Annotated in this window: 20 protein-coding genes and 1 pseudogene; 3 read left to right on the top strand and 18 right to left on the bottom strand. The window is 58.7% G+C overall.

What is annotated here, in order from left to right:
• Window positions 1-63: 63 nt before the first annotated feature.
• The 18 genes and pseudogenes from B7Y43_RS09340 to B7Y43_RS09255 form a co-directional block, all read right to left on the bottom strand.
• Window positions 64-2,469: a TonB-dependent receptor gene (locus B7Y43_RS09340; protein ID WP_374131371.1), complete on the bottom strand. Its 2,406-nt coding sequence runs from the start codon at window positions 2,467-2,469 to the stop codon at window positions 64-66.
• Between the two features lie 414 nt (window positions 2,470-2,883).
• Window positions 2,884-3,678, bottom strand: coding sequence for an SDR family NAD(P)-dependent oxidoreductase (locus B7Y43_RS09335; protein WP_374131370.1), 795 nt, complete (start codon window positions 3,676-3,678; stop codon window positions 2,884-2,886).
• Window positions 3,679-3,689: 11 nt separating this feature from the next.
• Complete coding sequence (gene bioB / locus B7Y43_RS09330) at window positions 3,690-4,700, bottom strand: biotin synthase BioB (protein ID WP_374131369.1); 1,011 nt, start codon at window positions 4,698-4,700, stop codon at window positions 3,690-3,692.
• Between the two features lie 84 nt (window positions 4,701-4,784).
• A complete protein-coding gene (gene surE, locus B7Y43_RS09325) occupies window positions 4,785-5,591 on the bottom strand; it encodes a 5'/3'-nucleotidase SurE (RefSeq protein ID WP_374131368.1) in 807 nt (268 codons plus the stop codon).
• Window positions 5,592-5,643: 52 nt separating this feature from the next.
• Window positions 5,644-7,107: a pyruvate carboxylase gene (locus B7Y43_RS09320; protein WP_374131367.1), complete on the bottom strand. Its 1,464-nt coding sequence runs from the start codon at window positions 7,105-7,107 to the stop codon at window positions 5,644-5,646.
• 3 nt (window positions 7,108-7,110) lie between these two features.
• Window positions 7,111-8,481: an acetyl/propionyl/methylcrotonyl-CoA carboxylase subunit alpha gene (locus B7Y43_RS09315; protein ID WP_374131366.1), complete on the bottom strand. Its 1,371-nt coding sequence runs from the start codon at window positions 8,479-8,481 to the stop codon at window positions 7,111-7,113.
• Window positions 8,478-8,975, bottom strand: coding sequence for an acetyl-CoA carboxylase biotin carboxyl carrier protein (accB, locus tag B7Y43_RS09310; RefSeq protein WP_374131365.1), 498 nt, complete (start codon window positions 8,973-8,975; stop codon window positions 8,478-8,480). Before accB ends, B7Y43_RS09315 begins: the two co-directional genes overlap by 4 nt.
• A 63-nt stretch (window positions 8,976-9,038) precedes the next feature.
• Entirely contained in the window at window positions 9,039-10,826 is a 1,788-nt protein-coding gene (locus tag B7Y43_RS09305; protein ID WP_374131364.1) for a pyruvate, phosphate dikinase, read from the bottom strand.
• 10 nt (window positions 10,827-10,836) lie between these two features.
• Window positions 10,837-11,442, bottom strand: coding sequence for a hypothetical protein (locus B7Y43_RS09300; RefSeq protein ID WP_374131363.1), 606 nt, complete (start codon window positions 11,440-11,442; stop codon window positions 10,837-10,839).
• Entirely contained in the window at window positions 11,439-13,025 is a 1,587-nt protein-coding gene (locus tag B7Y43_RS09295; RefSeq protein WP_374131362.1) for a hypothetical protein, read from the bottom strand. The genes B7Y43_RS09300 and B7Y43_RS09295 overlap by 4 nt, the downstream gene beginning before the upstream one ends.
• A 48-nt stretch (window positions 13,026-13,073) precedes the next feature.
• Window positions 13,074-13,823, bottom strand: coding sequence for a PEP-utilizing enzyme (locus B7Y43_RS09290; protein WP_374131361.1), 750 nt, complete (start codon window positions 13,821-13,823; stop codon window positions 13,074-13,076).
• Window positions 13,824-14,257: 434 nt separating this feature from the next.
• A pseudogene (locus B7Y43_RS09285) lies at window positions 14,258-14,738 on the bottom strand (transposase); the annotation flags it as partial.
• A 7-nt stretch (window positions 14,739-14,745) separates the two neighbouring features.
• A complete protein-coding gene (lldD, locus tag B7Y43_RS09280; protein WP_374131360.1) occupies window positions 14,746-15,915 on the bottom strand; it encodes an FMN-dependent L-lactate dehydrogenase LldD in 1,170 nt (389 codons plus the stop codon).
• A 72-nt stretch (window positions 15,916-15,987) separates the two neighbouring features.
• Entirely contained in the window at window positions 15,988-16,677 is a 690-nt protein-coding gene (locus tag B7Y43_RS09275; RefSeq protein ID WP_374131359.1) for a GntR family transcriptional regulator, read from the bottom strand.
• A gap of 289 nt (window positions 16,678-16,966) precedes the next feature.
• Window positions 16,967-18,157 carry an LLM class flavin-dependent oxidoreductase gene (locus B7Y43_RS09270; protein ID WP_374131358.1) on the bottom strand — a complete coding sequence of 397 codons (1,191 nt, stop codon included), beginning with the start codon at window positions 18,155-18,157 and terminating at the stop codon, window positions 16,967-16,969.
• Window positions 18,158-18,177: 20 nt separating this feature from the next.
• Entirely contained in the window at window positions 18,178-18,858 is a 681-nt protein-coding gene (locus B7Y43_RS09265) for an enoyl-CoA hydratase/isomerase family protein (RefSeq protein ID WP_374131357.1), read from the bottom strand.
• Window positions 18,859-18,869: 11 nt separating this feature from the next.
• A complete protein-coding gene (locus tag B7Y43_RS09260; RefSeq protein WP_374131356.1) occupies window positions 18,870-20,135 on the bottom strand; it encodes a CaiB/BaiF CoA transferase family protein in 1,266 nt (421 codons plus the stop codon).
• 125 nt (window positions 20,136-20,260) lie between these two features.
• Window positions 20,261-22,588 carry a TonB-dependent receptor gene (locus B7Y43_RS09255; protein ID WP_374131355.1) on the bottom strand — a complete coding sequence of 776 codons (2,328 nt, stop codon included), beginning with the start codon at window positions 22,586-22,588 and terminating at the stop codon, window positions 20,261-20,263.
• 180 nt (window positions 22,589-22,768) lie between these two features.
• Between B7Y43_RS09255 and B7Y43_RS09250 the strand changes: the two genes are divergently transcribed.
• The 3 genes from B7Y43_RS09250 to B7Y43_RS09240 all read left to right on the top strand — a co-directional run bounded on the left by B7Y43_RS09250 (window position 22,769) and on the right by B7Y43_RS09240 (window position 25,732).
• Window positions 22,769-23,200, top strand: a complete 432-nt coding sequence (locus tag B7Y43_RS09250) for a DUF3237 domain-containing protein (protein WP_374131354.1) — start codon at window positions 22,769-22,771, stop codon at window positions 23,198-23,200.
• A 127-nt stretch (window positions 23,201-23,327) separates the two neighbouring features.
• A complete protein-coding gene (locus tag B7Y43_RS09245; RefSeq protein ID WP_374131353.1) occupies window positions 23,328-24,257 on the top strand; it encodes an alpha/beta hydrolase in 930 nt (309 codons plus the stop codon).
• The gene (locus tag B7Y43_RS09240) at window positions 24,254-25,732 is read left to right on the top strand and encodes an aldehyde dehydrogenase (protein ID WP_374131352.1); all 1,479 of its coding nucleotides are present in this window, start codon (window positions 24,254-24,256) and stop codon (window positions 25,730-25,732) included. The genes B7Y43_RS09245 and B7Y43_RS09240 overlap by 4 nt, the downstream gene beginning before the upstream one ends.
• The last annotated feature ends 4 nt before the right edge of the window (window positions 25,733-25,736 follow it).

Genomic DNA, 25,736 nt, shown 5'->3' with positions numbered 1-25,736 from the left:
CAATATCGCGCATGTGGCAATACCAATGCCGCCCGCCTCTGACTATTGCATACCCAAAATACTTCAGAACTTTATCCCAAATTCCGCACCAAAGAACCTCGGCGGAGCATAGTTGACTTGGCCGGTATTGAACAGGCTGGCGAAGTTGAACTTCTGAAGCGGCTTAGTATTGTTGGTCAGGTTCTTGACATACAGCGATACGTGCCACCCATCGACAGATTCATAGGTGATGTTGTAGCCGAGATTGAAATAGGCGGGTAATTTGGTCGCAGGGTCGTTCAGCACGTCCACAAAGCGTGAACCCGTGTAGCTGAGAGTTGCCTGGTTGCTCAAACTTCCCTGGCCATCGAATATTTCCTTTTCGTAGCGCAGAGATCCGCTGCCCTGAAAATGCGGCGCGGAGCCAAGTTCGCGATCGGCCGTAACCGCAACCCCGGCGCCTACATTGGTGACGTCCTTCACCTTCGTATGGACGTAGCCCACGCCGAATGTCAGATCGAGACCTGCTGCCAGATTTGCCCAAGTATCGATTTCCGCGCCGTATACGATCGCGTCCTTGTTGATGACTTGGACGCCAAGCGTGCCGTTTATGACCGTGAAGGCCGTGGCCTGGAAATTCTTGTAGTCGTAGTAGAAGAAGCCGGGATTGATGCGGATCCTATGATCCGAGGACTGCCATTTCAATCCTACTTCGTAAGCATTATTTACCTCATTCTTGAATGGAATAGCGCCGAGATCGAAGGCGGAATAGTTAACAAGACCGTTGTTGAATCCTCCTGATTTGACGCCATGCTTGAACGACGCATAGATCAAGGAGTCCGGGGTGAGCTTATAATCGGCCACAATCTGGTAATTGACGAAACTCGTCTTGAACGTGTCGGTGAAATCAACCACCGGATCTCCAACCGGATCCGCCGGGCCAAGGATGTAATTGGCAATAAGGTTCCGCATTCCTGCCTGATCCAGCACAAGAATGCCGAATGTGTTGCCACCAATCGTAAATTGTCCCGTGTCGGGATGATTATGTGCATATAGTCCTTCGGTCTCGTGGAAATCCCGCTGCTCGTGATTCCAGCGAAGCCCGGCGGACAAGGTCAATTTGTCGGTGATGTCATAAGAGAGATTGCCAAAAACCGAGTAAGATTTGACCTTGGAGTCGTTCGGCGTGTACTGCACCAGACCGCCAGCCGTATCTCCGGGCTGAATGGTGGCATGCCCTTGGAACGTGCCGGTGCCGCTTATAATCGGCAATGTCCATTGATTTGCGTATTTCTGATGCAGGTAGAAGCCGCCGAATGTCAGCCGCGCCTGATCCAGGTCAACCGCCGCCCTGAGTTCCTGTGTCCAGTATTTCTGATCGTTTGTCTGGTAAGCGGCGCAGATAGTTCGAGGCGTGCCATCGCATTCCTCGAGGGTGAACTTATGCTGCTTCAGATAGCCGGTGACGGATGTCAATGTGATCCGATCGCTCGCCTCATAATTTACGGTCAAAAGGTGGTTTTGCACCTTGTTGCGGAAGTCGTTGATGCCATCGGAGAACACATGGGTACTGTCCTGACCCGCCTGCGAAGGGTTGTACCCAAAGCCGTCCGTTCCGTCCGGCTTGATGATCGTTTGGCCCGCGATCTGGAGCATGGGCTCAGAGCTGTCACCGCCGTTGCGCCCCTTGGAAAGGCCATATTGGTATTTGTAGATGACGCTCAGATTGTCGAGCGGATCCCAACGAACGATGGCGCGGGCGGCGAAGAAATCTCCCTCATGTGTGTCGTTGGCACCTTCGCCAGGACCGTCGAACAAGTTCTTCGTAGTCGGGCCGTTCTTCTCACGAATTACCGAAAAGCGGATCGCAAGGCGGTCCGGCACGATCGGGATATTGAGAACACCTGACATAGCCGTACTATCGTAATTTCCGACCGAAATCTTGGCCTTACCCTCCAACTTATAAGTCGGCTGGTTGGTGTGCATCACGACGGCACCTGCGGTCGAATTGCGACCGAACAGGGTGCCTTGGGGACCGCGAAGGACCTCCGCGGTCGCGATGTCATCGGTCTGAAAATCGACGGCCGAACTGGATAATATATAAAAATCGTCGACGTAGACCGTTGTAGGGGACTCGCTCCCCTCATTGAAGTCGGCCTGGCCAATTCCACGGACGTAGAAGAGGCTGGCATTGCCCTTGGAGCCCCATTGTTTCTTGAAGTCGACGTTGGGGATCAATTCAGCCAGGTCGCCCGCGGACTGAACCCCGAGATTCTCGAGCTGCTCGCCATTGAGGGCCATCACCGATGCCGCTACAGACTGAATCGATTCCGAGCGCCGATTAGCGGTGACGATAATATCGCTGGAAAACAAGGGTGTTTTGCCTGTTTGCTGCTCAGCGGGTTGCCCTGCCTCTTCCTGGGCGAACGACGCCGCGGGAAAAGCTGTTGTAGCCAATAGGAACATGACCATTTGTCGACTTGTGCGCATCTGCCTCTCCTGTTAATTTTACGTTATTGTCCTTATTCGAGGGATAATGTTCCTGCAGGTCCACGGAGTCTTGCTTCTGGGTGACCTTGAAATTGGTGCAGGGTGCCACATCATTAATTTGTGAGCGCCCATGCTCATTGTCGTCGCCAATGACACTCGCGGCGGAGTTCGGCGGGTATTTTTAATGCGATTTCGATCGGCCGATTGGCGGGGGGCACTTGTCGAAGAGGGGTTAACGGCACCAACCAGAACGCAACAGGACTTGTGATGACGGGAGTTGTTAGCGGCCGTTCGAATCCGGGCGCATCATGCAACGGACCGAGGGGGCCTGAAATTCAGACAGCAGAAGCGGACCGACGCTTCCGAACACTATCCGCGAATTCGTCAGTCCCGACCCCATTAAATGCTTCGATGCTACTCTGTCGTCGTTGGCGTCCACGAGGTCAGCAATCCGCCGTCGACGACATATGTGCTTCCTGTGCAGTAGCTCGATTCATCGCTGGCCAGAAAAAGCATGAGGTTGGCTATTTCGGAGGGGCGCGCGTAGCGGCGCATCGGGACGGAAGTGGCCCAGGCGTCCATTACGTCCTGTGGGGCTTGCTCGCCTTCCGCCAGCTGATCGTGGAGGCTGCCCATCATCCTCGTATCGGTTAACCCCGGATGGACCGTATTTACTCTTATATTAAATTGAGCGCCTTCAAGGGCTGCTCCTCGCATCATGCCCACAACGGCATGTTTACTTGCAGTATACCCACTGGTGTGCTGAATTGCCGACAATCCCTGGACGGAAGATGTCAGTACTATGCTCCCTCCGCCCCGCCGCTTCAAATGCGGGAAAGCTGCGCGCATTCCAAGCCATGGGCCGCGCATATTGACGGTTGTGACTTGATCAAACATTTCGACGGGATATTCCGTCAACGGCAGCAGATCGCCTAATACACCGGCATTCAATAGAACGACGTCGATCCCGCCGTAGCGGGTGATTGCTGCTTGCGTATACGCATCTACTTCCGCCTCCTTCGTAACGTCAGCTGCAAAATAACTAACCGCATTGGCGTCGAGGCCTTCGAGTGCAGCGGCAAGCGCGTCCTCGTGCTTATCGACAGCGAGTACCTTGGCTCCCTGCTCCACGAAGAGCCTGACAGCCGCCGAGCCGATGCCACCCGATGCCCCTGTGACGATGGCAATCTTTCCAAACAACCTGGCCATTTGCGATCCTCTCACTGTTGATGGTTTAAAGGGGTGATCCCCAACCGAGCGAAAAGCCGCATGTCATTTTCGTGTTGCGGATTTTCGGTCGTCAGGAGTTTGTCGCCGAAAAAGATTGAATTCGCTCCGGCGAGAAAGCACAAAGCTTGGGCTTCGTCGGCCATCTCTGCGCGTCCAGCCGAAAGCCGCACGGCCGATCGAGGCATCAGGATGCGCGCCACCGCGATGGTCCTGACGAAGTCGAAAGCGTCGATGCTGTCCGTATCGGACAGGGGCGTGCCCTCTACACGCACAAGTTGATTGATCGGCACGGACTCGGGATGGTCAGGCAGATTCGCCAGCGTCTGCAGCATTCCCGCTCGATCCGTCTGGCTTTCGCCCAGGCCGACGATGCCGCCGGAGCAAACATTGATTCCCGCCGAGCGCACATTTTCAATTGTGTTCAAGCGATCTTCAATTGTCCTTGTTGTAATAATATCACCGTAATGTTCCGGCGACGTATCAATATTGTGGTTATAATAGTCCAGGCCCGCCTGCTTCAGCTTGGCAGTTTGGCTCGGTGTTAGCATTCCCAGCGTGACGCAAGCTTCCATACCCTCTTGCTTGATGCCTCGAACCATGTCGCATACCTGCTCCAGGTCCCGATCCTTTGGGCTGCGCCAAGCGGCGCCCAAGCAGTATCGGCTGGCACCCGCTGCCTTAGCAGCCTTTGCCGCTTCAACGACGGCGGAGACCGCCATCAGTCTGCTCGCAGTCACATCCGTGTCATAGCGGGCTGCCTGTGGACAATAGCTGCAGTCCTCGGGACAACCGCCAGTCTTGATCGACAGCAACTGACTGAGCTGTACCTTGTTTGGGTCGTGATATTTTCGATGAATGCTCGATGCATGAAAGATGAGGTCGGCAAATGCGAGGTTGAACAATCCCTCGACTTCGGAACGCTCCCAGTCGTGACGAATCTCCGAAACCCCCGTCGCTTGGAGCTGTTGCACGAAGGCAGGCTTGGCAACCGCGATACTCATGTTGTCTCTTTCCGTTAGGTTTCGAAGGGAAAATGCACTGCGATTTCGACGTTTAGGCGTGCGCAGTTTTTGAATTGGTAACGTTCAGGGTGTGGCAGGTTCGTCGCTGGGGAACAGCTTGCCCAAGGCTGCCGTAAAATTCGGCGCAGTCATGTCGATCTGCAGAGCCGTAATCGATATAGACCCGGCCTTGATTGCGGCCAGGTCCGTTCCGGGAACGATCTCGCCGGGATCGTAGGAAACTTTGACCCAGTAATAGGGTATGTTGCGGCCGTCCTTGCCTGCCATTGGGCGGAACGTTCCGGGAAGTCTGCTACCCAGTCTCGTCAAGCGAATGCCATTGACATCGTCGGGCGGCAAATCCGGGAAGTTGACGTTGACGACGATGCCCTTTTCCCACGGACACTCGAGCAACTTACGCACAATCCCGGCCCCGTAGCGCTTGGCGGCATCGAGACAAGGCACCTGGCCAAGCGTCCGCACTTGGCTGAGCGCGATCGAGCGGATGCCGAGAATGGCGCTCTCCATCGCCGCACCGGTGGTGCCGGAATACGCCATATCATCTCCCAGATTTTCTCCATGATTGATCCCGGAGATGACAACCGTCGGCGGCGCATCCACCATCAATTCCCATACCGCCAGCAACACGCAATCCGCAGGCGTGCCTTTCACAGCGAATTTCTTCTCGCCCAACTGTCGAACTCTGAGCGGAACCGAAAGCGAGATCGCGTGGGACGCGCCCGACTTCTCCTCATCGGGCGCGACAATCCAGACGTCATCGGTAAATTCTCTGGCGATTTCAGCAAGTAACTCCAGGCCCTCCGAGTGAATGCCATCGTCATTCACGAGGAGAATCCGATGTTTCTCAACCTTATCAGAATAATCGGACACCGCTGTTCCCCTCACGTGCGAATTGTTTGTTAGAAGCTGCTAAAACGGGATTTCACACGCCCTGCCGATGCAACTCAACCTGCATTTGGCCGAAGCGCATCTGTACCGACGGTGCCTTGGTCAGCCGCATCAACTGCTGCACCTGATCCAGTTCCGACGAGGCCATTAGCGGGAACGAACGCCGGACCGGCCCCGCCTCCCTCATGCGATTGAGATCGGCTTCGGGCACGAGAGCACGGAGAATGAGTTCGTCGTCATCGTCGGTCCCGTGGCGCTTGCGCAGTTCCTCGATCGTCGGATGTTCCGGCGGATTAGCGAGAACCTGCTTCGCTCGCGCCGACGCCATGATCTTGTCGAGGACGTTCGGCTCGATCGGCGCGACCATTTCCCCGTAGAATCCGGCGGCATAGGCAATGACTTCGTCGGTCACGACCTCATAGCGCTTCCCCGAAACAATGTTCAGTACGGCTTGGATGCCGACGATCTGGCTGAACGGGGTCGCCATCCCGGGATAGCCAAGCTCTCGGCGCACCTCCGCAGTCTCCCTCAGCACGTCATCGAGACGGTCCGACATGCCGTGCTGCGCGAGATTGGCCTTGAATGTTCCGACCATCCCGCCCGGCACCTGGTGCTGAATGGCAAGAACGTCATATTCGTTGTTCTGATTGACGGGATAGCCGGCGGCTCTCCCAACCTTCTCGAAATGCTCGGCCACCGGAGCCAGCAGCGACAGATCGAGATCATGCGTGTGGCCGAGCATCGTCAAATTGTGCGCGAACATCTGCGTCGAAGGCACTGCAGGCCCATTCGCCAATGGCCGATTGGATGTGTGCAGAACGGTAACGCCCAGATCGACCGCATCGAGATAGGCCTTCCCCGATTGGCCGAGGATGTTGTTGGCGTGCATCTCGATCGGCTTGCCGCGCGCGACGGCGATGAGCGCAGGAACCAGGGTGCTCAGCCGTTCCTTCTCTAGCACACCGGCGGTGTCGTAGATGAGGATCGAATCGATATCCGGCGACGCTGCCAGCTTTTCGACCTTGTCTGCATAATAAGCATCCGTATGGACAGGCGAGAGCGTGAACATGAGCGCGCCGGCGCATGTCGAACCGGATTCCTTGGCGACCTTTGCCAGCCGAAGCATCTTGTCGATATTGAACAGCACGTCGTAGACCCAGAAACTGCGGCAGCCATGAACGCCGAGCTGCCGCATCCACGCGTCCATCAGCGCATCCGGCGTGACGCCGAAGCTTACGGCGGCGTTGGAACGCATGCCGGCGCGCTTGGGCGTGCGCGGCATCGCCTGAACAAGCAGGTCCATTCCTTCCCAAGGATTTTCGCGGCAGCTGCGGATCAGCACTTCGAACAGCGAGGATGCCGTCAGATCGATGACGGAATAGCCCGTCCGATCGATGAGAGGCGCAACGGGGAGAGCCATGCCTGCCTGCATCCGCATACCCCACAGAGCCTGCTGGCCATCCCGAATGGTCGTATCGAGGATGTCAATATGCGCCATTGTTCACTTTCCTTTGCTTGACAGATAAGATGGTAGGAGCACGCGCTCGGACCAGCGCGTGTCGATCACATTGTCGACGAAATTGGGATGCCCGACGATGGCGCGCAACAACTCCAGATTTGTCGAAATGCCTTCGATGACAAAGGCGTCGAGCGCAGCGCGCAATCGCGCCAATGCGTCGCCGCGATCCGCGCCGCGAACGATGAGCTTGCCGATCATGCTGTCGTAGAAAGGGGGGACAAGCACACCGGTCTTCATCGCGGTGTCGACCCGCACCCCTTCGCCCTGGGGCTCAAGCCATTGCGTGATACGCCCAGGCGACGGCATGAAGCCGTTCAGCGGATTTTCCGCGATAATCCGCACCTCGATCGCGTGACCGCGCGGCTTGATATCGGCCTGGGTCAGTTGCAGAGGTGCGCCGGATGCCACATCCAGTTGCAGCTGGATGAGATCAATGCCGCAGATTTCCTCGGAGACGGGATGCTCGACCTGGATACGAGCATTGACCTCCATGAAATAGAAACGCTCGTCGGCCTCATCGTAGAGAAACTCGACCGTGCCCGCGTTGCGGTATTTGATGGGCGACAACAGGTCGATGGCGGCCTGGTGCAGCCTCGACCGTACAGCATCGGACAGGATGGCCGCAGGGGCTTCCTCCACCATCTTTTGATAGCGTCGCTGTAACGAACAATCCCGTTCGCCGAAATGCAGGATGTTGCCGTTGCCGTCACCGACGACCTGAACCTCGACATGCCGCGCTCGCTGAACATAGCGTTCGAGATAGAGCGTGCCGTCGCCAAATGCTTCCTTGGCCTCATGCGACGCATTGTCGAAAGCCGCCTCGAGCTCGGCCGCAGAGTTGGCGACCACCATCCCTCTGCCGCCGCCGCCGGCGGATGCCTTGGTGATGACGGGATAACCTATCCCCTCGGCGATCTGCAGCGCGTCGGCAACCGTATCGACCTTTTCGCTTCCGGAGACCATCGAAACACCCGCCGCCTTGGCCAGCGCCCGCGCGGCAAGCTTGTCTCCTACCAATCGGATCGTTTCCGCCCTGGGGCCGACGAAGGTCAGTCCCGCCTTTTCGCACTGCTCGGCGAAGGATGCCCGTTCCGACAGAAAGCCGTAGCCCGGATGCACCGCATCGCATTGCGTCACGAGCGCCGTGTGGACGAGAAGATCGCCATTCAGATAAGACGCGCGCGCCGGGGCGGCACCGATGACGACGGTGCGGTCTGCCTCAATCGCTGCCTGACTGTCGCGATCTGCAGCGGACGCCGCGAGCACCGTTTCCACGCCCTTGGCCTTGGCGGCGCGCACGATGCGGAGGGCGATTTCCCCTCGGTTGGCGATCAGAAGGCGCCGAAGGGTCATTTGCTCGACGCCTCGATCACAAACAAAGGCTGTTCGAATTCAACGAGTTCGGCGTCGTTGACCAGGGCCTGCCGGACGATGCCGGCAACGCCTGCGGTGACCGGCGTGAACAGCTTCATGACTTCGATGAGGCAGATTTCCGTGTCCGCCTCGACATGCTGTCCGATTTCGACATACGGCGGCGTGCCTGGCTTCGGCGACTTGTAGAAAGTCCCGAGATTGGGAGCGCGCACGACAGCCATCCCTTCAGGGATATCGGCCGGGGCAGAAGCGGTCGCAGCGACAGGCGGTGCCGAAACGGTCGGCACAATCGCGGCGGGCTTTGCCTCCGCCGGAGTGGGCTGCGCTGCGCCGCCTCCAAACCCTCTACGCGCCGCGCCGTCTTTGCTGAGGTGCAACTCGAAATCGGTGGACTGCAGATGAAGTTCGCCCCAGTCGCTTCCGTCAAATAACTGGATCAATGACTGTACGTCTTCAGGACTTACCGTATTCATTTCGCCTATTCCTCAGTTGAATTCACAATTTTGATGATCAAAATATTTCGGCACCATGTTCGATCAGCGCGCAACCTCATGATCAGACACGCTCTTTTCTACGGAAGCGTTCTGCACCGCGGCGAGCAGCGACGGCAGGATCGGATCAGCGACAATGAATTCGAGGCCTGCTTCAATTGCGACCCGAACACCTTCATCGCTGGCGATAGCGCCTCCCACCGCGCCTTTGCTGGAACGGTGTTGGGCCAGAATGGACGACAGGTTGGCGGCATCCTCAGAGCCCGGTAGCTCGACGAGGTCGAGGATATCCTCGCTCGGCGCGTCCTTCGCGCGAATGACGCGGATCGGCGACAGAGGTTCGGCCCAGGCCGTCAGTTGCGCCAAGTCGCCATCGGACTGCTCATCAGGAATGAGCACCGCCAGCGATCCAAGGAAAATTTGCCCCGATTGACCGTCCACCGTGACGGTCTGGCCGGCCAGCGCATGCAAGCTATCCACACCGCATCCCACGATGCACGGCTTGCCGAGTGCGCGGCTGACCACGGCCGCGTGTGACGTGCTTCCCCCTTCTTCGGTCACGACCGCCGTAGAAGAGATCATGCCGTGAAGGTCGTGGGGACTGGTCGTGCGCCGCGCGAGGACGACAGCCACACCTTGATCGGAAAGCCGTTCGGCCTCATCGGCATCGGTGACGACGATGCCAATCCCCACGCCCGGACATGCACCTTCGCCGCCGGCCAGTTGCACCGCAGCGGCGCGCGCCTCGGGCGCAATCCGCGGGGCCATCAACTGGCGGATGCGATCTGGCGGAATCCGGCAGATCGCCGTCTTGATATCGATCAGCCCTTCGCGCGCCATACTGATCGCGGTGCGCACCGCCGCCTGTGGTGCCAGCTTGGCGTTCCGCGTCTGAAGCAGGAAAAGCTCGCCGCGCTCAACGGTGAATTCGATATCCTGAACTTCCTTTTCCGCATGTTCCAGCGTGCGTGCAGCGGCCAGAAGCTCGGCATATGCCGCCGGCGCTGCGTCAGACATCGCAGAGAGCGGTTCGGGCGTAAACGCCCCGGAAACGACGTCTTCGCCCTGCGCGCGGCGCAGATATTCGCCAAAGGGCTCGGCGTCGCCGGTGGAGGGATTTCGGCTGAAGAGCACGCCTGTTCCTGACCGGGCGTCGAGATTGCCGAAGACCATCGCCTGGACGGTTACGGCGGTGCCCAGCAGGTCCGATATTCCCTGATGCTGGCGATATCGCTTCGCGCGACGCGAGTTCCATGATTCAAACACGGCACCAACGGCGCCGAGCAGTTGCCCGTTCGCGTCGTTCGGCAGCTCGCTGCCCGTGGCCTTGCGAATTTCTTCACGCCAATGGTCCGCGCCCTGGCCGTTGTCGAAGCCATCGACGTCAGCCTTGAGCACCACATTGCCGTAAAGTTGCGCAAAGCGGCGATGGGTGTCCCGGGCGAAAGCGGTGTCGCCGCTTTCCGTGGCCAATGCCAGCTCGGTCTGGTCGGTAATCCCGACGTTCAAGACCGTATCCATCATGCCGGGCATCGATATCGCCGCCCCCGACCGCACCGACACCAGCAGTGGCTGCGGCCCCGTACCGAAGGACCGGCGGGTCAGGCGTTCAAGCCACGCGATCCCATCCGCCAGTTCTTGCAAAAGTCCGTGGGGAAAGGCGCCGGTCGTGAGATAGGCCGCATGCGCTTCGGTCGTCACCACAAAGGCTGGCGGAACCCTGAGACCAAGCGATTGAATATGGGCAATCGAATGAGCCTTGCCGCCGATCAGTTGGCGGCTGGGCTTCTCGGATCCATCGAGTAATTTTATCCAGCGCATCGTTGGAGACATGTCATCGACCTCATTCCTGGCGCGCGTGGCCAAGCATGCACAGCAGATCCTCGTGCAGCTCGAACCACAACGTGTGATAGCTCTCGATCTTGGCGTCGCTGACCCACTCGATGGCGCCGTCCTCGGCGCGTTCAAGCGCGATCTGCAGCTTTTCGCGATAGACCCGCATGCGCGGCAGGAGCCCGGCGAGCGCCGCCAGAATGCGATCGGCGCGTTCGTGCAGATTACCGAGACGGTCTATTATCTTGTCGTCATAGTCCCTGTCCGCGTGATCATTCGTGATCGTCTTCCCGCCGACGTCACGAACCTGCCATGCCGTGATAAGCGCCTTCAGTTCGACATTTATGGTCTCGAACTTTTCATATGCGCTAACGAATTGATCATTCGACCGAAGGTCTGAATAAAATCTCGAATATTCATTCAGCAGCAGCAGCTTTCCGACTGCGGAAATCGCATATTTGTCCTGTACCATCGCGACGATGTTGTCTTTAACGGCACTCTCTAGGAAGGATGAGACATCGCGTTCCGGAACATCGATAATGTCGGCAATAACAGCGGCATTGGCGTATTTTTTTATGGCCAGGCCATGCAGGACGAGATGCTGTGCTCTTTTCATGGCACCATCTCCGTTCCGGTATTTTCGTCGCGGATATTGTCGATGTCGTCGCGGCGGAGCCCGGCGCCGCGGTCTCGAAGCTGACGAGAGCTCGCCTGTTCGATACGATACAATTCGTCCGCCAAAGGGCTTTCGTAATTATATTTGACCCAGGCGTCATCGAGATACCGAAAACGCTCGGAGTACAGGGCCGGCGTGAAAGCACGCGTTCGGCGGTTGAGTTCGTCCAATCCCAACACGCCCTGGGTCGTGCGATACCGATCCACCTTTTCCGGGAGGTAGGTTATTCCCGCGCCCAGCACATCGCCGACCGACGGTACAAATTCGCCATCGGCCAGTGTCGAATAAGGTATCGGCGAATAGCTGCGCTTCGGCAGGTCGGTGTGGCACATCATCGTATATTCGCTGCACTGCTGGCTCGCGAGGGTCAGCGGCACGAACAATGCACCAAGCAACATGTTGCCATATTCGTCGTTGAGCAGGACGCGAAAGCGGTCCGCCCGCTCGTCGATCTCCATCCAGTCGCTATTGTCGTAGCAGCCGGCGACGTGCGCAAAATCCTTGATGATAGAGTAATAGGTGAGCGCGCCGGCATCGAGCAGTTGATCCCGCGAATAACCCGCAAACCTCTCCCAAAGATTCTTCGTCGCCTCCTTGAATATCTCGGCATAGCTTTCGAAGGTTTCGATCAGCTCGGATCGGCTGCCCATGCCGACGGGAATCTGCGTTTCGCTCAACTCGTCAGACGTGTAGAGACCCACGCCGCAAATATTTTCCGCCTTATACTCCGGCCGGGATTCGAAGCTGCCCCAGTCGTCGACCATATAAAAATGTGTGTCTTTGACGGCGGTCGTGATCGTCAGCCGGGCATGGGGAACATTCTTCGCGACGCCATCCAACCAGGGCAGATCGCCTTCGGCCAGGTCGAAGAAATCCCTGACCAGCAGCTCTCGCCCATTGCCCAGATTATAAGGGCCATGGTTGGTCATGCAGACGCGGCTCTCGCACGCCACCAGCACCGCATATTGCGAAATGGCGGCCATGAACCTGTCGGCAGCGGTGTGAAGCGGATCGCCCTCTTCACAAAGATACATGTCCGCGTGATAAACTTGCACGCGCCTCTCGGGCAGGATCTGGGATCGGTGTCCCCCCTCCTTGTTCGTCAGATGGCCGGTCTCTCTGCGCCACGCCAGCTGATAGCGGCGCCAGAATTCCAGCACAAAGGCGACGTCCTCGGCAGCGTCCTGTGGCCGTATCAACCCCATGTCGATGAGCATCTCGCGGCCAAGCAAATAGAAGTTGATCATGCACCAGTTGGTGCCCATCGACTGGATCTTGGACGTCGAATTGCGCACTCGATCGGCGAGATCCTCGGGCGCCATGATCGCGCCTATTTTGCGCAGGAGCGACGGATATCGATAGAAGGCGTTCAGATATCCCAGCATGATATAGGCCGACACCGGGAAGAATTTGGATTCTTGCACCGTTCTGGTCACGCCAAGAAAATAGGTCTCCTCGCCTGCGGATCTAATGAGATTATTCGTCTCCAGCAATTTCGTATAAGTGAGGTTATTGCTCTCCACTTATTCTCTCCAGATTTTATAATTTGAGGCGCGAGAAGCCGGCCCGTATCAATTTGCGGGAAGCTTCCACACCCGCACGGACATATCCTCGCCACGCTGATATGCTTCCGCGGTCTTTGCTCGGCCGGAGACTTCCAGTTCGACGCGATCGCCGCCTCGGATGCCGCTGACGCGAGCGTTCATGAGGCAGGGAATGCCATATTCCCGGGTCAGGATTCCCAGATGAGACCTGACCGTTCCGCCAGCACAGATAACGCCGTGGAAGTGCTCGAGTATAGGTGCGGTGAGCGTTCCACCGCTATCGTCGATGATGGCGATTGTTCCCTCCGGCACGCCTTCGGTGAGCCCGATCATTACATCCTGAATGGAGCGATAATAACGAGCGGTCCCGATGGTGTTGGCAGGAAACTCTACGACATTGTCGCCCTGACCACGCCGCTGCCGCCCGGTGGAGTCGACCGGCTCGACCATTGCTTCGTCATGCTCAAATGTGAAGTCGGGAGAGGCGCCGTCAGCTTCGTTCATGGGAGCATATGCGCCGGGGCGCTCAACCGCCGAAATTAAGGCAGAGCCCGTATATCGATAACCGCCATCGACAACCTTGCGCTCGATCTCATTCAGATCGGCGGCAGAAACGAGAGCGTAGCTTTTGTCGAATACGAATTCTTGCCAGCTTACGCCTGTTTGATCCAGCCGCCGCCTTACAAGGTCCTTGATCGCACCATGTAAAATCGCGACCACGCTTGGTGGACTAGCCGCATCTTCATATTTATCTACATCCGTATATAGATTTGCCATACCTATTCCATTCAAACCTTAGAGCAAGGCCGACGCCTATCTACCCCTGGCAATCGCAAGGCAGAAGAATGCAAATATCATACCAATAATGGGAAGCCATAGTATTTTTAATACTATGAATTTCCCTACGAGTACCATGATTACCTAGTTATTGCTCTTTCGTGCCATGGACTCAGGAATAGTATCCAAACTCAGCAGAGTCTTGGCTGCTAGTGACATGACAATGGGTGGAGACGGACGTATCGGTCACGCCCGATCACAACAGGGTGTCGGAACGCCGACTGCCAAGCCTTGCAAAATGCGGCGTTCAGCGCGGATCTTCATGATCCATCAAAGTTTAATCCGTCACGAAATCAAATTTGATTTCAGCATGCATTGCGTGGTAGATCATGGACATAGCGGCTGGCTGCAGGTGAGTGCGACCGTCATCGGCGCATGCGGATGGCATTACTGCTCACCATGCCCTCGTCGCGAATCTTAACGCGAATGACGCCAAAAATCAACAGCGGATAGGCTGGATTGAGCGGGCACTGCAGCGAGGCGGCAACGTCATTCAGAACAGCGTCAGTCACTGTCAATATCAGAGTGGGTAAGACATCAATGCCATACAGGTCGCGCAGATGTCCGGCGATCTCGCGCACGCGGTCATCGAGATGATCATGTCATCGAACCCTTGGAACCGCCGCTGGTGCTTGGCAATCAGCTACGGAGCGAAGCTCGCCTGCCGGTCATGCGCACATCGATGTCAAACTTGGCGGTGTCGGCCATCACCATCTTGCAACCGTAGCAATTGTGGCTGCATCCGGCCTGATCATCACCGCCCAGATGACAATCCATCTCGGCATTGAGCGCGCGTTCGGCCAGGCCCTTCTTCAGTTTATTCAGCAGTCCGCCCCGATCCAGCGCGGGCGACGACCGCATATCACAGGCGTGAGTTAATGTCCTGACCCAATTCTGCCAAAATGTCCCGATCGATGGCCTCGATGTTCCTGCAACCCGTCAACGCCATCGCTACGGCAATTTCTGCGGCGATGATCTTGAGCATATGAGTCACCCCGGCCTCACCGCGGGCACCAAGCGCATAAGCCCATGCCCGGCCAAGCAGCACGCCTTGCGCACCGAGCGCCAACATCCGCACGACGTCCAGCCCCGACCGCACGCCGCCATCGACAAGCACGGTGGCTTTATCTCCAACGGCGTCCACAATGGGCGGCAACGCCTTTACCGACGACAGCACGCCGTCGAGCTGTCGCCCGCCGTGGTTCGACACGACTATGCCATCAACCCCTTCCGCGACAGCAGACCGGGCGTCTTCGGGATCAAGAATACCCTTGACAATCAACGGTCCGCCCCACTCTCCTCGGACAAAGTCGATATCCTTCCACGTGACTCCAGGGTCGAAATTGTCACGCATCCAGGCGAAGAAATCATCCATTCCGCTGTTGTTGCCGAGGATCGGCGCGACGTTGCCAAGCTGATGGGGTCGGCCATTGATCCCGACATCCCATGCCCAGCCGGGCCGACAAACCGATTGCGCCACCCGGCGCAGGTTGCCGCGCAATCCTGGTGCACCTGCCAGACCCGACCGGTAATCACGGTACCGCGATCCCGGCACCGGCATGTCGGCGGTCAGCACCAACGCCGAACAGCCAAGGCGCCTGGCGCTGCCAAGGAGATCCCGCATGAAGGCGCGATCGCGAATCATGTACAGCTGGAACCAGAACGGTTTGGCCGTGCTCCTGGCAACTTCATCCAGCGAGCAGGCAGAAACCGTTGAGAGGCAAAAGGGAACACCGGCCACCGCAGCCGCTCGCGCGGCCTGCACTTCGCCTCTGCGTGCGTTCATCCCGGCCAGGCCGATGGGGGCCAGCGCGACCGGCATGCTCAACGATTGTCCGAACAGTTCGACCGAGAGATCGAGACTGGACACGTCCGTCAGCACGCGCTGGCGCAGCGCCACCCTTTCAAGATCCGCCATGTTGCGCCCGAGCGTGGTTTCCGCATACGATCCGCCATCGATATACTCGAACAGGAAATGCGGCAGCCGCTTTTTGGCAAGTTGGCGATAATCGGTAACCGACACCGGGTTCATGTCAATGGGCCCTCATACTGGATTGTCAGCCCCGACCGCGATCCGAAACATCGAAGATCGAGCGTCGGACATTTATTGGCGGACAAGTTCCGTCACGAACGGAGATCTTTCCCCGGCGCAATAGTTTTCGGAATAGATTACCAACTGTCCAATCGCATCGAGGTAGAAGCGCTGCATTGTCAGGACGGCGACCTTGCCGTCCAGTTGGAGCATTTCCTTCACGCGCCCCTCGCCGATCGTCGCGCCCATGACCTGTCGGAGCTTAACCACCTGCCGGCCAGAAGCCTTCTCTACGGTCCGCACCAGCGATCCGCTGCCAATATCGGCCACCACTATATGATGGGCGAGGCTGGCTGCCATGAACCCGCGCATGTACACCTGCGGCTTGTGATCCAGACGGTACAGACGCTCGGTCATCAACAACGGGGTGTCGGTCGAGGCCTCACAGGCTACCATGGCGGAGGGGTAATCGCCGGCCCGGATCACACCAACCGACAGGACCTCCGGATGCCGCTTGAGATGTTCGCCGATCAGTTCCTCGATCGACCGGGCCGACCAGCGCCCGTCGCTCGGTTCGCGCCCCGTCACGAACGTTCCGCGCCCGGAATGACGCTCGATCAGGCCTTCATCGACTAGCATCTGCAAGGCTGCCCGCATCGAATACCGTGAAACCTGAAACTCGGCCATCAGCTCTTGCTCGGTCGGGATGACGTCATCGTATGCGCGCGCGACAATACGTTCCCGAAGGGCGGCAGCAATCACACTTGCAGTTGATTGTGTCCTCGCTAGCTGCATTTCAAAGTTCCCAGATTTCCCCAAGCAACGCTCTAAGCCATCGGTCGTCGCGCCACAAACGCCGCGTGCGAAGACCAACGGTTCCACCAAGGGTGGTTTATCCCGCAGGCACCGCTCAAGCTACGGGGAAACATCCTTGCCGGCTACCGCAGTTCGACCCATTTCCTCATGCGCATGCCCGCGATGCAACGCTCCGGCGGATTCCAGCCATTGTGAACCCGCCGAAGGTGAAGATGCGCCGATGCCCCGGGTTCGCTCAAAGCCAGTTCGGAGCGACCTGCGTCGCCCACAGTTCGAGGCTTTTCATCTGGACATAGTTGGGAACCGGACCCGAATACTGAAGGGCAACCAGATACTCCGGGCTGATGTTCTTTTTGGTCAATGCCTCGATCCTGCGATTGATCTCGTCCGGTGTGCCGACCAGTTCGAACCCGGATTCTAGCATGTAGTTATAGTCGCAAGTGAGCGGCGCGGGATTGGTGTCGCCCTTCTTGCGGAATCCGTTGTTGAAGCCGGCCGGCGCGAACCACGCCGGCCAGATGAAGCCCGAGCCCATCGCGCCGTAGCGGCGCGCTTCCGCCCCGTCGTCGGACACCAGCATGTGACGCATGACGCCGACATTCTGGCCCATCTTGTAATCCCGGCCCATCTTGGCGGTCTCGTCCCGGTAGACCGTGAACAGGTCTTCCAGGATTTCGTCGTCGGTCGACAGCGCGATGGGAATGAGATTCTCTCGCGCCGCAAAGGTGAACGTTTCGGGGCTGAACGAGAACGGTTGGAAGATCGGCGGGAAAGGCTTCTGGTAAGGCTGCGGGGCAATGCCCACTTCGGTAATGTAGCCGTCTTCGGTCTGGCCCCGGCCATAGAGGCCTACCGCCTCGTGCGGAAACTTGAGATCAGGCGTCGGAATTTTCCAGTGTTTGCCCTGATGGGAAAAGGTGGAACTGGTCCACGCCTTCTTGATTACCTCATAGTTCTCGTAAAACAGCTCCCGGTTTCTCGTATCGTTGTCCGACTGGTCGGACTCTGTCCCGCGCACTCCGTAATGCTGGCCAATGACGTCCGCCCAGCGCCGCTGGTAGCCGCGGGCCATGCCGAAGAAGGTCCGCCCACGAAGCATGTGATCAAGCATCGCCATGTCTTCGGCAACCCGGATGGGGTTGTTCAACGGGATCACGTTGGCCAGCTGCCCCATGCGGATATTTTTGGTTTGCATGCCGAAATAAAGGTCCAGCATGATCGGGTTGTTGGACACTTCCATACCCTCGATATGGAAGTGGTGCTCGGTGAAAGCGGCACCCCAAAACCCCAGGTCATCCGCAAGGCCGATTTCCCGGCTCAACGCCCACAGCATGTTTTGATAGTTCTGTGTGTTCTGCCCCGCCATGCCACGCATGACTTGTTCTGCGGTGCCGACGCCCGGGAGGTACAGCAAGATAGTCTTCATGATTTCTCTCCGAAAATAGATTATTGCACGATGCGAGACTTGATAGTGGACAAGGTAACGGGGTCACTGGCGGCGAGGCCCCCCGCGATACGGCGGGTTTCCTCCTGAAGCGCATCGTCGGTCACGATAGCGGTCAAAAGGCCCAGACCGTCCAGATCGCCAGCGGTGAACCGCGATGCCCGCAGCAGGATGTTGCGCGCCGCCATGCCACCCGCTTTCATTGCGACAACCCGGGCCGCCGTGGGGCTCACCGCGCGACCAAGCCCAACCTCGGGAAACCAGAATCGGGCACTGGCAGCCGCGAGGCAGAAGTCGCATGCCAGCGCCAGCAGCCACCCTCCACCGATCGCCGACCCATTTACTGCGGCAATACTGATGAGGCGCGGAGAAAACAGCAATTCGGCAACCTCGCCGACAAGCGAGCCGATCACCTCGCCCTGAGGAGCAAAAATGCGTGCGATCTCGCCCTTGTCCGTCATGCCCTTTATGGCACTGATGTCGGCCCCGGCACAAAACGCCCTTCCGGAACCAGTCAATACCACGACGCGCGGCTGCGACTGGCCGATCAGGCCTTCCAGCAGTCGCTTGAGCGCACCAAGCAGTGGTTCATCCAAGGCATTGCTTCGGTCCGGACGAACCAATGTGATCGTCACGATGCCGCCGGCGTCTTCGACTGTAAATCCCGGGTCTGTCCTGTCCATGTGGAGCCTGCCTATCCGAGCTTCGGTTCAATGCTCGACCTGGTTCGATCCGGGTCATCCTGCGAAATGTTCTCGGCAAACAGCGTTGCCTGATCGGCCTCGCTCAAGCCCAACTCGCCCAGCACTTGCGCGCTGTGCTGCCCTTTGCGCGGGGCGGGTCGCAGCTTTGCTTCAGCGGCGCTGCCGTCGCCGATCGGAACGTCGATATGGATGAAGCACGATCCCAGGTCGTCAATCACAGGCTTGAAAAAATTGACGGAATTGAGGTGAGGATCGTCGATCAAGTCATCGATCGAGTTCATGCGGCCGGCCGGTACATCGACCTTGTCGAAGACCGCGAGCCAGTCTCCGGTCGATCGTTCTAGCAAGGCATCTGAAAGGATCCGGTAAAGCGACTGCACATTTTCGATCCGCCGCTCGAACGAGCAATAAAGCTGGTCTGCGATCAATTCCTCGCGGCAGATGGCAATGAACAGCCGCTGCCAGTGCAGGTCTGTATAGGGCAGCACGCAGATGTATCCGTCCGCCGTTTGGTACGGCCGCCGGTTCAGGTCCACCGGGCGCGGGCTTACCGACTGCCCGAGCGGCGGGTCGAAACTGCGGTAGAACATGTGCTCAACCAGAACGAAATGGGCCATGGATTCGAACATCGGAATCTCGATAGCGGCGCCGCGCCCGATATTGCGCTGTTCGAACAGAGCCATCATGATCGCGTTCAATCCGTAAAGACTGACGATCCGGTCGGCGATCGCCAAAGGCGCATACCGCGGCTCCGCACCGCTGCCGCGTTGCATCAGATCGGGAATTCCCACCAGCCCCTGGATGACATCGTCGTACGCCGGACGGTCGCTGTACGGCCCATCGTGGCCGAACCCCGCAAAGCCGCAATAGACGAGCTTTGGATTGATGGCCTGCAGCGCCTCATAGCCCAGTCCCAGCCTGTCCATCGCAGCGCGGCGCATGTTGTATACGACGACGTCGGCATCCTTGACCAGGTCGAGGAGGATCGCCTTGCCCCGTTTGGACTTCAGGTCGAGGACAATGCTGCGCTTGTTGCGGTTGATGTGCTGGAAGACCGGAGCCATGCCATGCCCGGGGGAGCGTCCGACGTTGCGCGTGATATCGCCGCCCGGTGCCTCGACCTTGATAACGTCCGCCCCCTTGTCGGCGAGGAACATCGTCGCAAACGGCCCCATGAGGACCGACGACAGGTCGATAATGCGGACCCCTGCCAATGGCCCCTTTCGCCGGTCGCCGATTTCTTCATTCTGTTGCAAAAGGAGGTTTACCTTGTTCGCTGAAGCTCGGGAGTTGGCTGCCGGTTACGGTCAGCCAGAAACATTGCCGGTGCGGATGAACCAGTTCGGTTTTCGGTTCTCCGGACCGGCCTTCATTTGTTTTTCTAGAAGCTGTACCGAAGTTCGGCACCGAAACTACGGGGCAAGCCTTTGTAGATCACCTGGAAAAATCCCAGCAAAGGAACCGCTTCTGTGTTGTAGTGAGTGTTGGTCAGATTGCGCGCCCACAGCGCGATCTGGATATTGTCGGATTCGAGGCCGATCCGCGCATCAACCAAGTCGATCGGGTTCCTGCGCGTACCCGGCGTGTTTTGGACGTCGTACCAGATCGGTCCATACCGGGTGTAATCGATGCGCGGCAGAAGCTGCCACCGGTCCGATAGCCGGAAGGTTCCCTGTGCACCAAGATTGATGTTGTACTTGGTCGAAAGCGGAGCCCTGTTGCCTTCGAACGCGGGGTTCGCCGCAAATTTCTCGACCTTCGCATCCAGATATCCGGCTCCGCCGTAAACCTGCAGGCTGTCAGTCAGCTGCGCCCTGAAATCGCCTTCAATTCCCTTGATCCGGATCTTGTCGATCGTCGAGATCGCCTGGATTCCTCCGCTCGGGAAGAATTCAAACTGTTGGGAATTTTTGATATCAGTCTGGAAGATCGAACCGTTTATGGACAGACTGCGATTGAAGAACTGGGACTTGAATCCCGCCTCGATACTCTTCGACGTTTCCGGCCCGAACACGTCGCGCACGAACACCGAGCTTGCCGGCAGCCCGATCGAAGCGGCGCCGTTGATCAGGACCTGCCTCGTCCCGATCGGATTGACCCCGCCGCTCTTGAAACCCTCGCCGTAGGTAACATAGACCGATCCCAGCGACGGAACCTTGTACGTCAGCGACGCCTTAGGCTGGAATTTGCTGAACTTGGTTGATGCCACGCACTGGCTTGCCGGAATGCTCAACACTGCGACGCACTGGTTCAGGCTAACACCGGTTACCGGGCTCGGAACATCGGGTTCGACTTCCCGCCTGCGCCGCCGTTCGGTATCGTAACGGCCCGCAATATCGACGGTCAGCTGGGGAAGCAGGTCGAACTGGATGTTTGCGAACGGCGCAAAATTCTCCGTGCGCTGCTCTGAGTTACTCGCCGTCATCGTGGGATTGGAGGTCCCCGCCCCATTGATGGCAAAACCAGGCAGGATTGCGCCTGCAAGATCCTGCCCATTGATGTTGCGATTGCTGCTGTTTGCCCGCAGGTAATAGGCGCCTACCATCCAGCGGATGCGGCTATCGGACTTCGACGAGAACCTCGCTTCCTGCGTGAAAGCGCTGTTCTTCAACCCATATTTCTGCGTGAACGCACCCGGCGCTCCGGTATCCGGGATGTAGGGGATGCCATCTCCACCATAAACGTCGTTGAGTTTCGAATAGGCTGTGACCGACGTGAACGTTCCAATCGACGTTTCGTAATCGACCTTGAGCGAGGCACTTGCGCGTTTCTGGACGTTACGGCTGATCACATTCGAAACGTAAGGCAGATCGGTCTGGTTCGTGTCGAGCACCGGTACCGGGACACCACCGATTGGCAGGCCGACAAGCTGGGTGTTGTAGTTCAGCGCACCGCCTTCCGAATGCGTACCGCTGACGCGGAAATCGAAGCTCAGGTTATCGACCGGCCGCCAGTCGAGCCGCAACTGCCCGGTCTTAACCGTGCGGCGCTGCACGTTCTCGCCCGAGGTGATGCTCTGGTACGGCCCGTCGGTATCCCTGAGCGCCGCTGCAACGCGAAAGCTCAAGGTATCGGTCAGCGGACCGCCCAGCGCACCGACAATGCGCGCCGAATTCCAGCTGCCATATTCGGCAACAACCGAACCGTTCAGCTGATCGCTTGGCGGCCTGGTCGCGATCACGATGGCGCCGGCGGCGGCGTTGCGCCCATAAAGCGCGCTTTGCGGCCCCTTCAGAACTTCAATCTGCGAGATATCGACCAGGTCCGCGTTGAACTCCTGCTGCACGCTGAGCTGGACCCCGTCGATGATGACGGCGACGTTGGCGTCGGAGTTGCGGACTGCGGTCTGGCCGCGAATGTTGATGAAGCTGTCGCCGGCACTGTTGCCGCCTTCGATAAAACTGACGTTTGGTGTCAGTTTCAGGAAATCAGCCGGACGGTTGATCCCCGCGCGGCTGATTTCAGCCTCGGTAAAGACCGATACGGCGACTGGCGCATTGATGAATTTCTCCGAGCGTCGCTGACCCGTGACCACGATGTCCTCGATGCCACCAGTGGTCCGCGCGTCGGCGGCCCGGTCGGCTGACGGGCTGGCCGTCGGCGATGCGGCATCGCTTGCCGACTGGGCGCTGGCGCTGCTCACCCCGCAAATGCTTGCGACTGCGATCGCAAGTGCGGACGCACATGCGGATAGCTGCTGACTGACCATTATTCCCCTCCATGATTTTTTACGTTGTCGTTTATGTGTCGTTGAGCACGCTGTGAAAAAACAGACACGGCAACGCTTGCCACTGCCTATGTCGCGTTATAATGTCCGAACGTTCGGATATGTCAAGCGCGTTTCCGGCTTTTACTCGGGAGAAAGTACGTGATCAGGACAGAACATCTCTTGACCCTCAGCCTCACCATTGGGAGCACGTACCTGCTTGGTGCGGTCAACGGTGGAAACAGGCGTATTGTGTCGGTGCCGGACGGCAGCTTCGAAGGCACCCGGCTGAACGGAATAGTCGAACCTGGCGGAGTGGACTGGGTGCTGGACAAGCCGGACGGCAGCTTAAACATCGACGTCAGGCTCGTATTGCGAACCGACGACTCAGAGCTGATCGCGCTGAGGTATACGGGCATCCGCCATGGCCCACCTGAAGTGCTGGAACGCGTCGCCCGCGGTGAACCGGTCGATCCCGCCGACTATTACTTCAGGATATCCCCGCAGTTCGAAACTGGATCGACACGCTACGCATGGCTCAACAACATCGTCGCTGTTGGCCGTGGATGCCGCCGCCCCGCCGGACCCACCTACGAAATCTTCGAGGTGCTTTAGAACTGGCCATTGACGATATACGAACGTTCGGACATTAATCTGTCAGATAGGCAGAAAGCCGCCGCTGCAAATCGTAATGCCGTACACCGGCCCACGCGATCGGCGCTAGAATCCGGGAGAGAATTCGATGGCCAGCAAGGAATCCGCGGACCTGCTCAACCTCTACCAAGGGATAACCCGCCATCTGGCCGAGCATCCTGATGCTTCGCTCGAGGATTTTCGCCGCCTGCTGGAGCATGTCGGCGATGTCGGCGCAGAACCCGGCGCGACCGATTATCTCGAGGTCGATGCAGGTGGCGTTGCCTGCCTATGGGCCATCCCCCGCGGTTCCTGCGAAGATACCGTACTGATCGGGGTGCACGGCGGCGGCTATGCGACCGGGTCCCGCTACAGCCACCGAAAGCTGTACGCTCACCTCGCCAAGGCGATGGGTTGCCGCGCTTTGATCGTCGATTATCGCCGCGCTCCGGAAAATCCCCATCCCGGTCCCTTGGACGACGTGGTTTGCGCCTACCGCTGGCTGCTACGCCAGGGCATCGGTGCAGACCGCATCGTCATCGCTGGCGATTCGGCCGGCGGGGCCTTGACCATCGCGGCACCCCTGCGCGGTGCCGAGCAGGGCCTGCCGTCGCCCCGCGCGCTGATCGCCATGTCACCGTGGGTTGATATGGAAGCAAAGGGCGCGACAATCGAAAGCAACGCAGCCAAGGACGCACTGGTATCGCGTGGGCTGCTTGACGGCGTGATTGCCGGCTTCCTCGGTCCCGATGGAGACCCCCGCGATCCCTTGGCCAATGTCCTCTACGCAGACCTTTCGGCTCTACCCCCGCTCTACGTCCAGGCGAGCGCCGATGAAGCGCTGCTCGCTGACAGCGAGCGCGTTGTCGACCGCGCCCGCGCCGCCGGGGTCGATGTCACATTCGAAACAGTCCCCCGGATGCAGCACATCTTCCAGTTCATGGCGGGCAACGCGCCGGAGGCGGACGCAGCGATCCGAAATCTTGCCGACTGGGCCCTCCAGAAGCTTGGCGATGAAGCAGTAGAGGCCTCCAAGTGACCGGCCTGCTATCCCGCCACGAGGCCGCTCAGCGCCAATTGCCCGAAGCATACAGCGTTGCGGGTGCCAGCAAGTCGACCAGTCCGCAAGGAGGTACGTTCGAGCATATCAATCCGTCAACCGGCCGGGTCCAGGCGGGCATTGCGATGGTTGGCGCCGATTTCGTGGATCAGGCGGTTGGCGAAGCCCGGCGTGCCTGTGCCGCGTGGCGAGCAATGCCCGGCGCACGGCGGCGGCAGATCCTGGAAAGGCTGGCACAGCTCGTTGTCGAGCATGGCGACGAACTTTCGGTACTTGCGACGCTGGAAGCCGGGATCACCCACACTTACGGCCGCGCCAGCTTCGTTCCGGCCGCCTACGCCTGGATCAACTACTATGCCGGCTGGGCCGACCGGCTCGAAGGGCTGGTGACGTCGTCCAACCCCGCCGAGCCGTTCATCTATACCGTTCCCGAACCGGTGGGCGTCGTCGCGATCATAATTTCATGGAACGCACCGCTGCTGTCGCTGGCCATGAAGGTGGCACCCGCGCTTGCCGCCGGAAACACCGTGGTGCTCAAGCCCGCCGAGATGACCCCGTTCACGGCCGTGCGGTTTTTCGAGTTGGCCAAGCAGGCTGGTCTGCCCGACGGAGTGCTCAACATCGTTCTCGGCCAGGCCGATGCGGGCGCGGCGCTGATCGGTCACGAGGACGTGGACAAGATCAGCTTCACCGGCGGGCTCCAAACCGCCCAGCGCATCATGGCGGGCGCGGCACAGCCGCTGACCCCGGTGCTGTTCGAACTCGGCGGGAAAGGCGCGAACATCCTGTTCGAGGATGCCGACCTTGCCCAGGCGGTCCCGTTTTCGGCATCCCGGGCGATGGTCCTTGCCGGACAGGGATGCGTCCTTCCCACCAGGATGCTGGTCCACGCCAGCATCTACGATGAAGTCGTGGCAGGCGTGGTGAAAAACGTGGCGGACATCCGGATCGGCGACCCGCTGGAAGCAGGCACCTTTACCGGACCGGTCATCAGCGCTTCGGCATGCGATCGCATATCTGGAATGATTGATCAGGCGAAGCAGCAAGGCAGCGGGGAGCTTGTTGCTGGCGGGAACCGGTGCAACGGCGATCTGGGAGACGGCTTTTTCATCGAACCGACTGTGTTTGCGAACGTCGATCCCGAAAGCGATCTCGGCCAGAAGGAGCTGTTCGGACCAGTTCTATCCATCACGCCGTTCTCCAGTGAAGATGAAGCCGTCCATATTGCCAATGGCACACAGTACGGCCTCAGCAGCTATGTCCATACCCACGACTTGCGCCGTGCGCGGCGCATGGCCGACCAGCTGCGATCGGGCACGGTTTCGATCAACGCCGCACCCAGTCACCACTACAGCGCCCCGTTTGGCGGCATTGGCAAGAGTGGCTTCGGTCGCGAAGGCGGAAAGGCCGGAATCGAGGAATTCATCAACATGAAAACCATCCTGATCAGCTGACTCG

It is taken from the genome of Sphingomonas sp. 28-62-20, assembly GCF_002281505.1.
The sequence above is the reverse complement of the archived record's forward strand: the minus strand, read 5'-3'. Positions and strand labels throughout refer to the sequence as shown.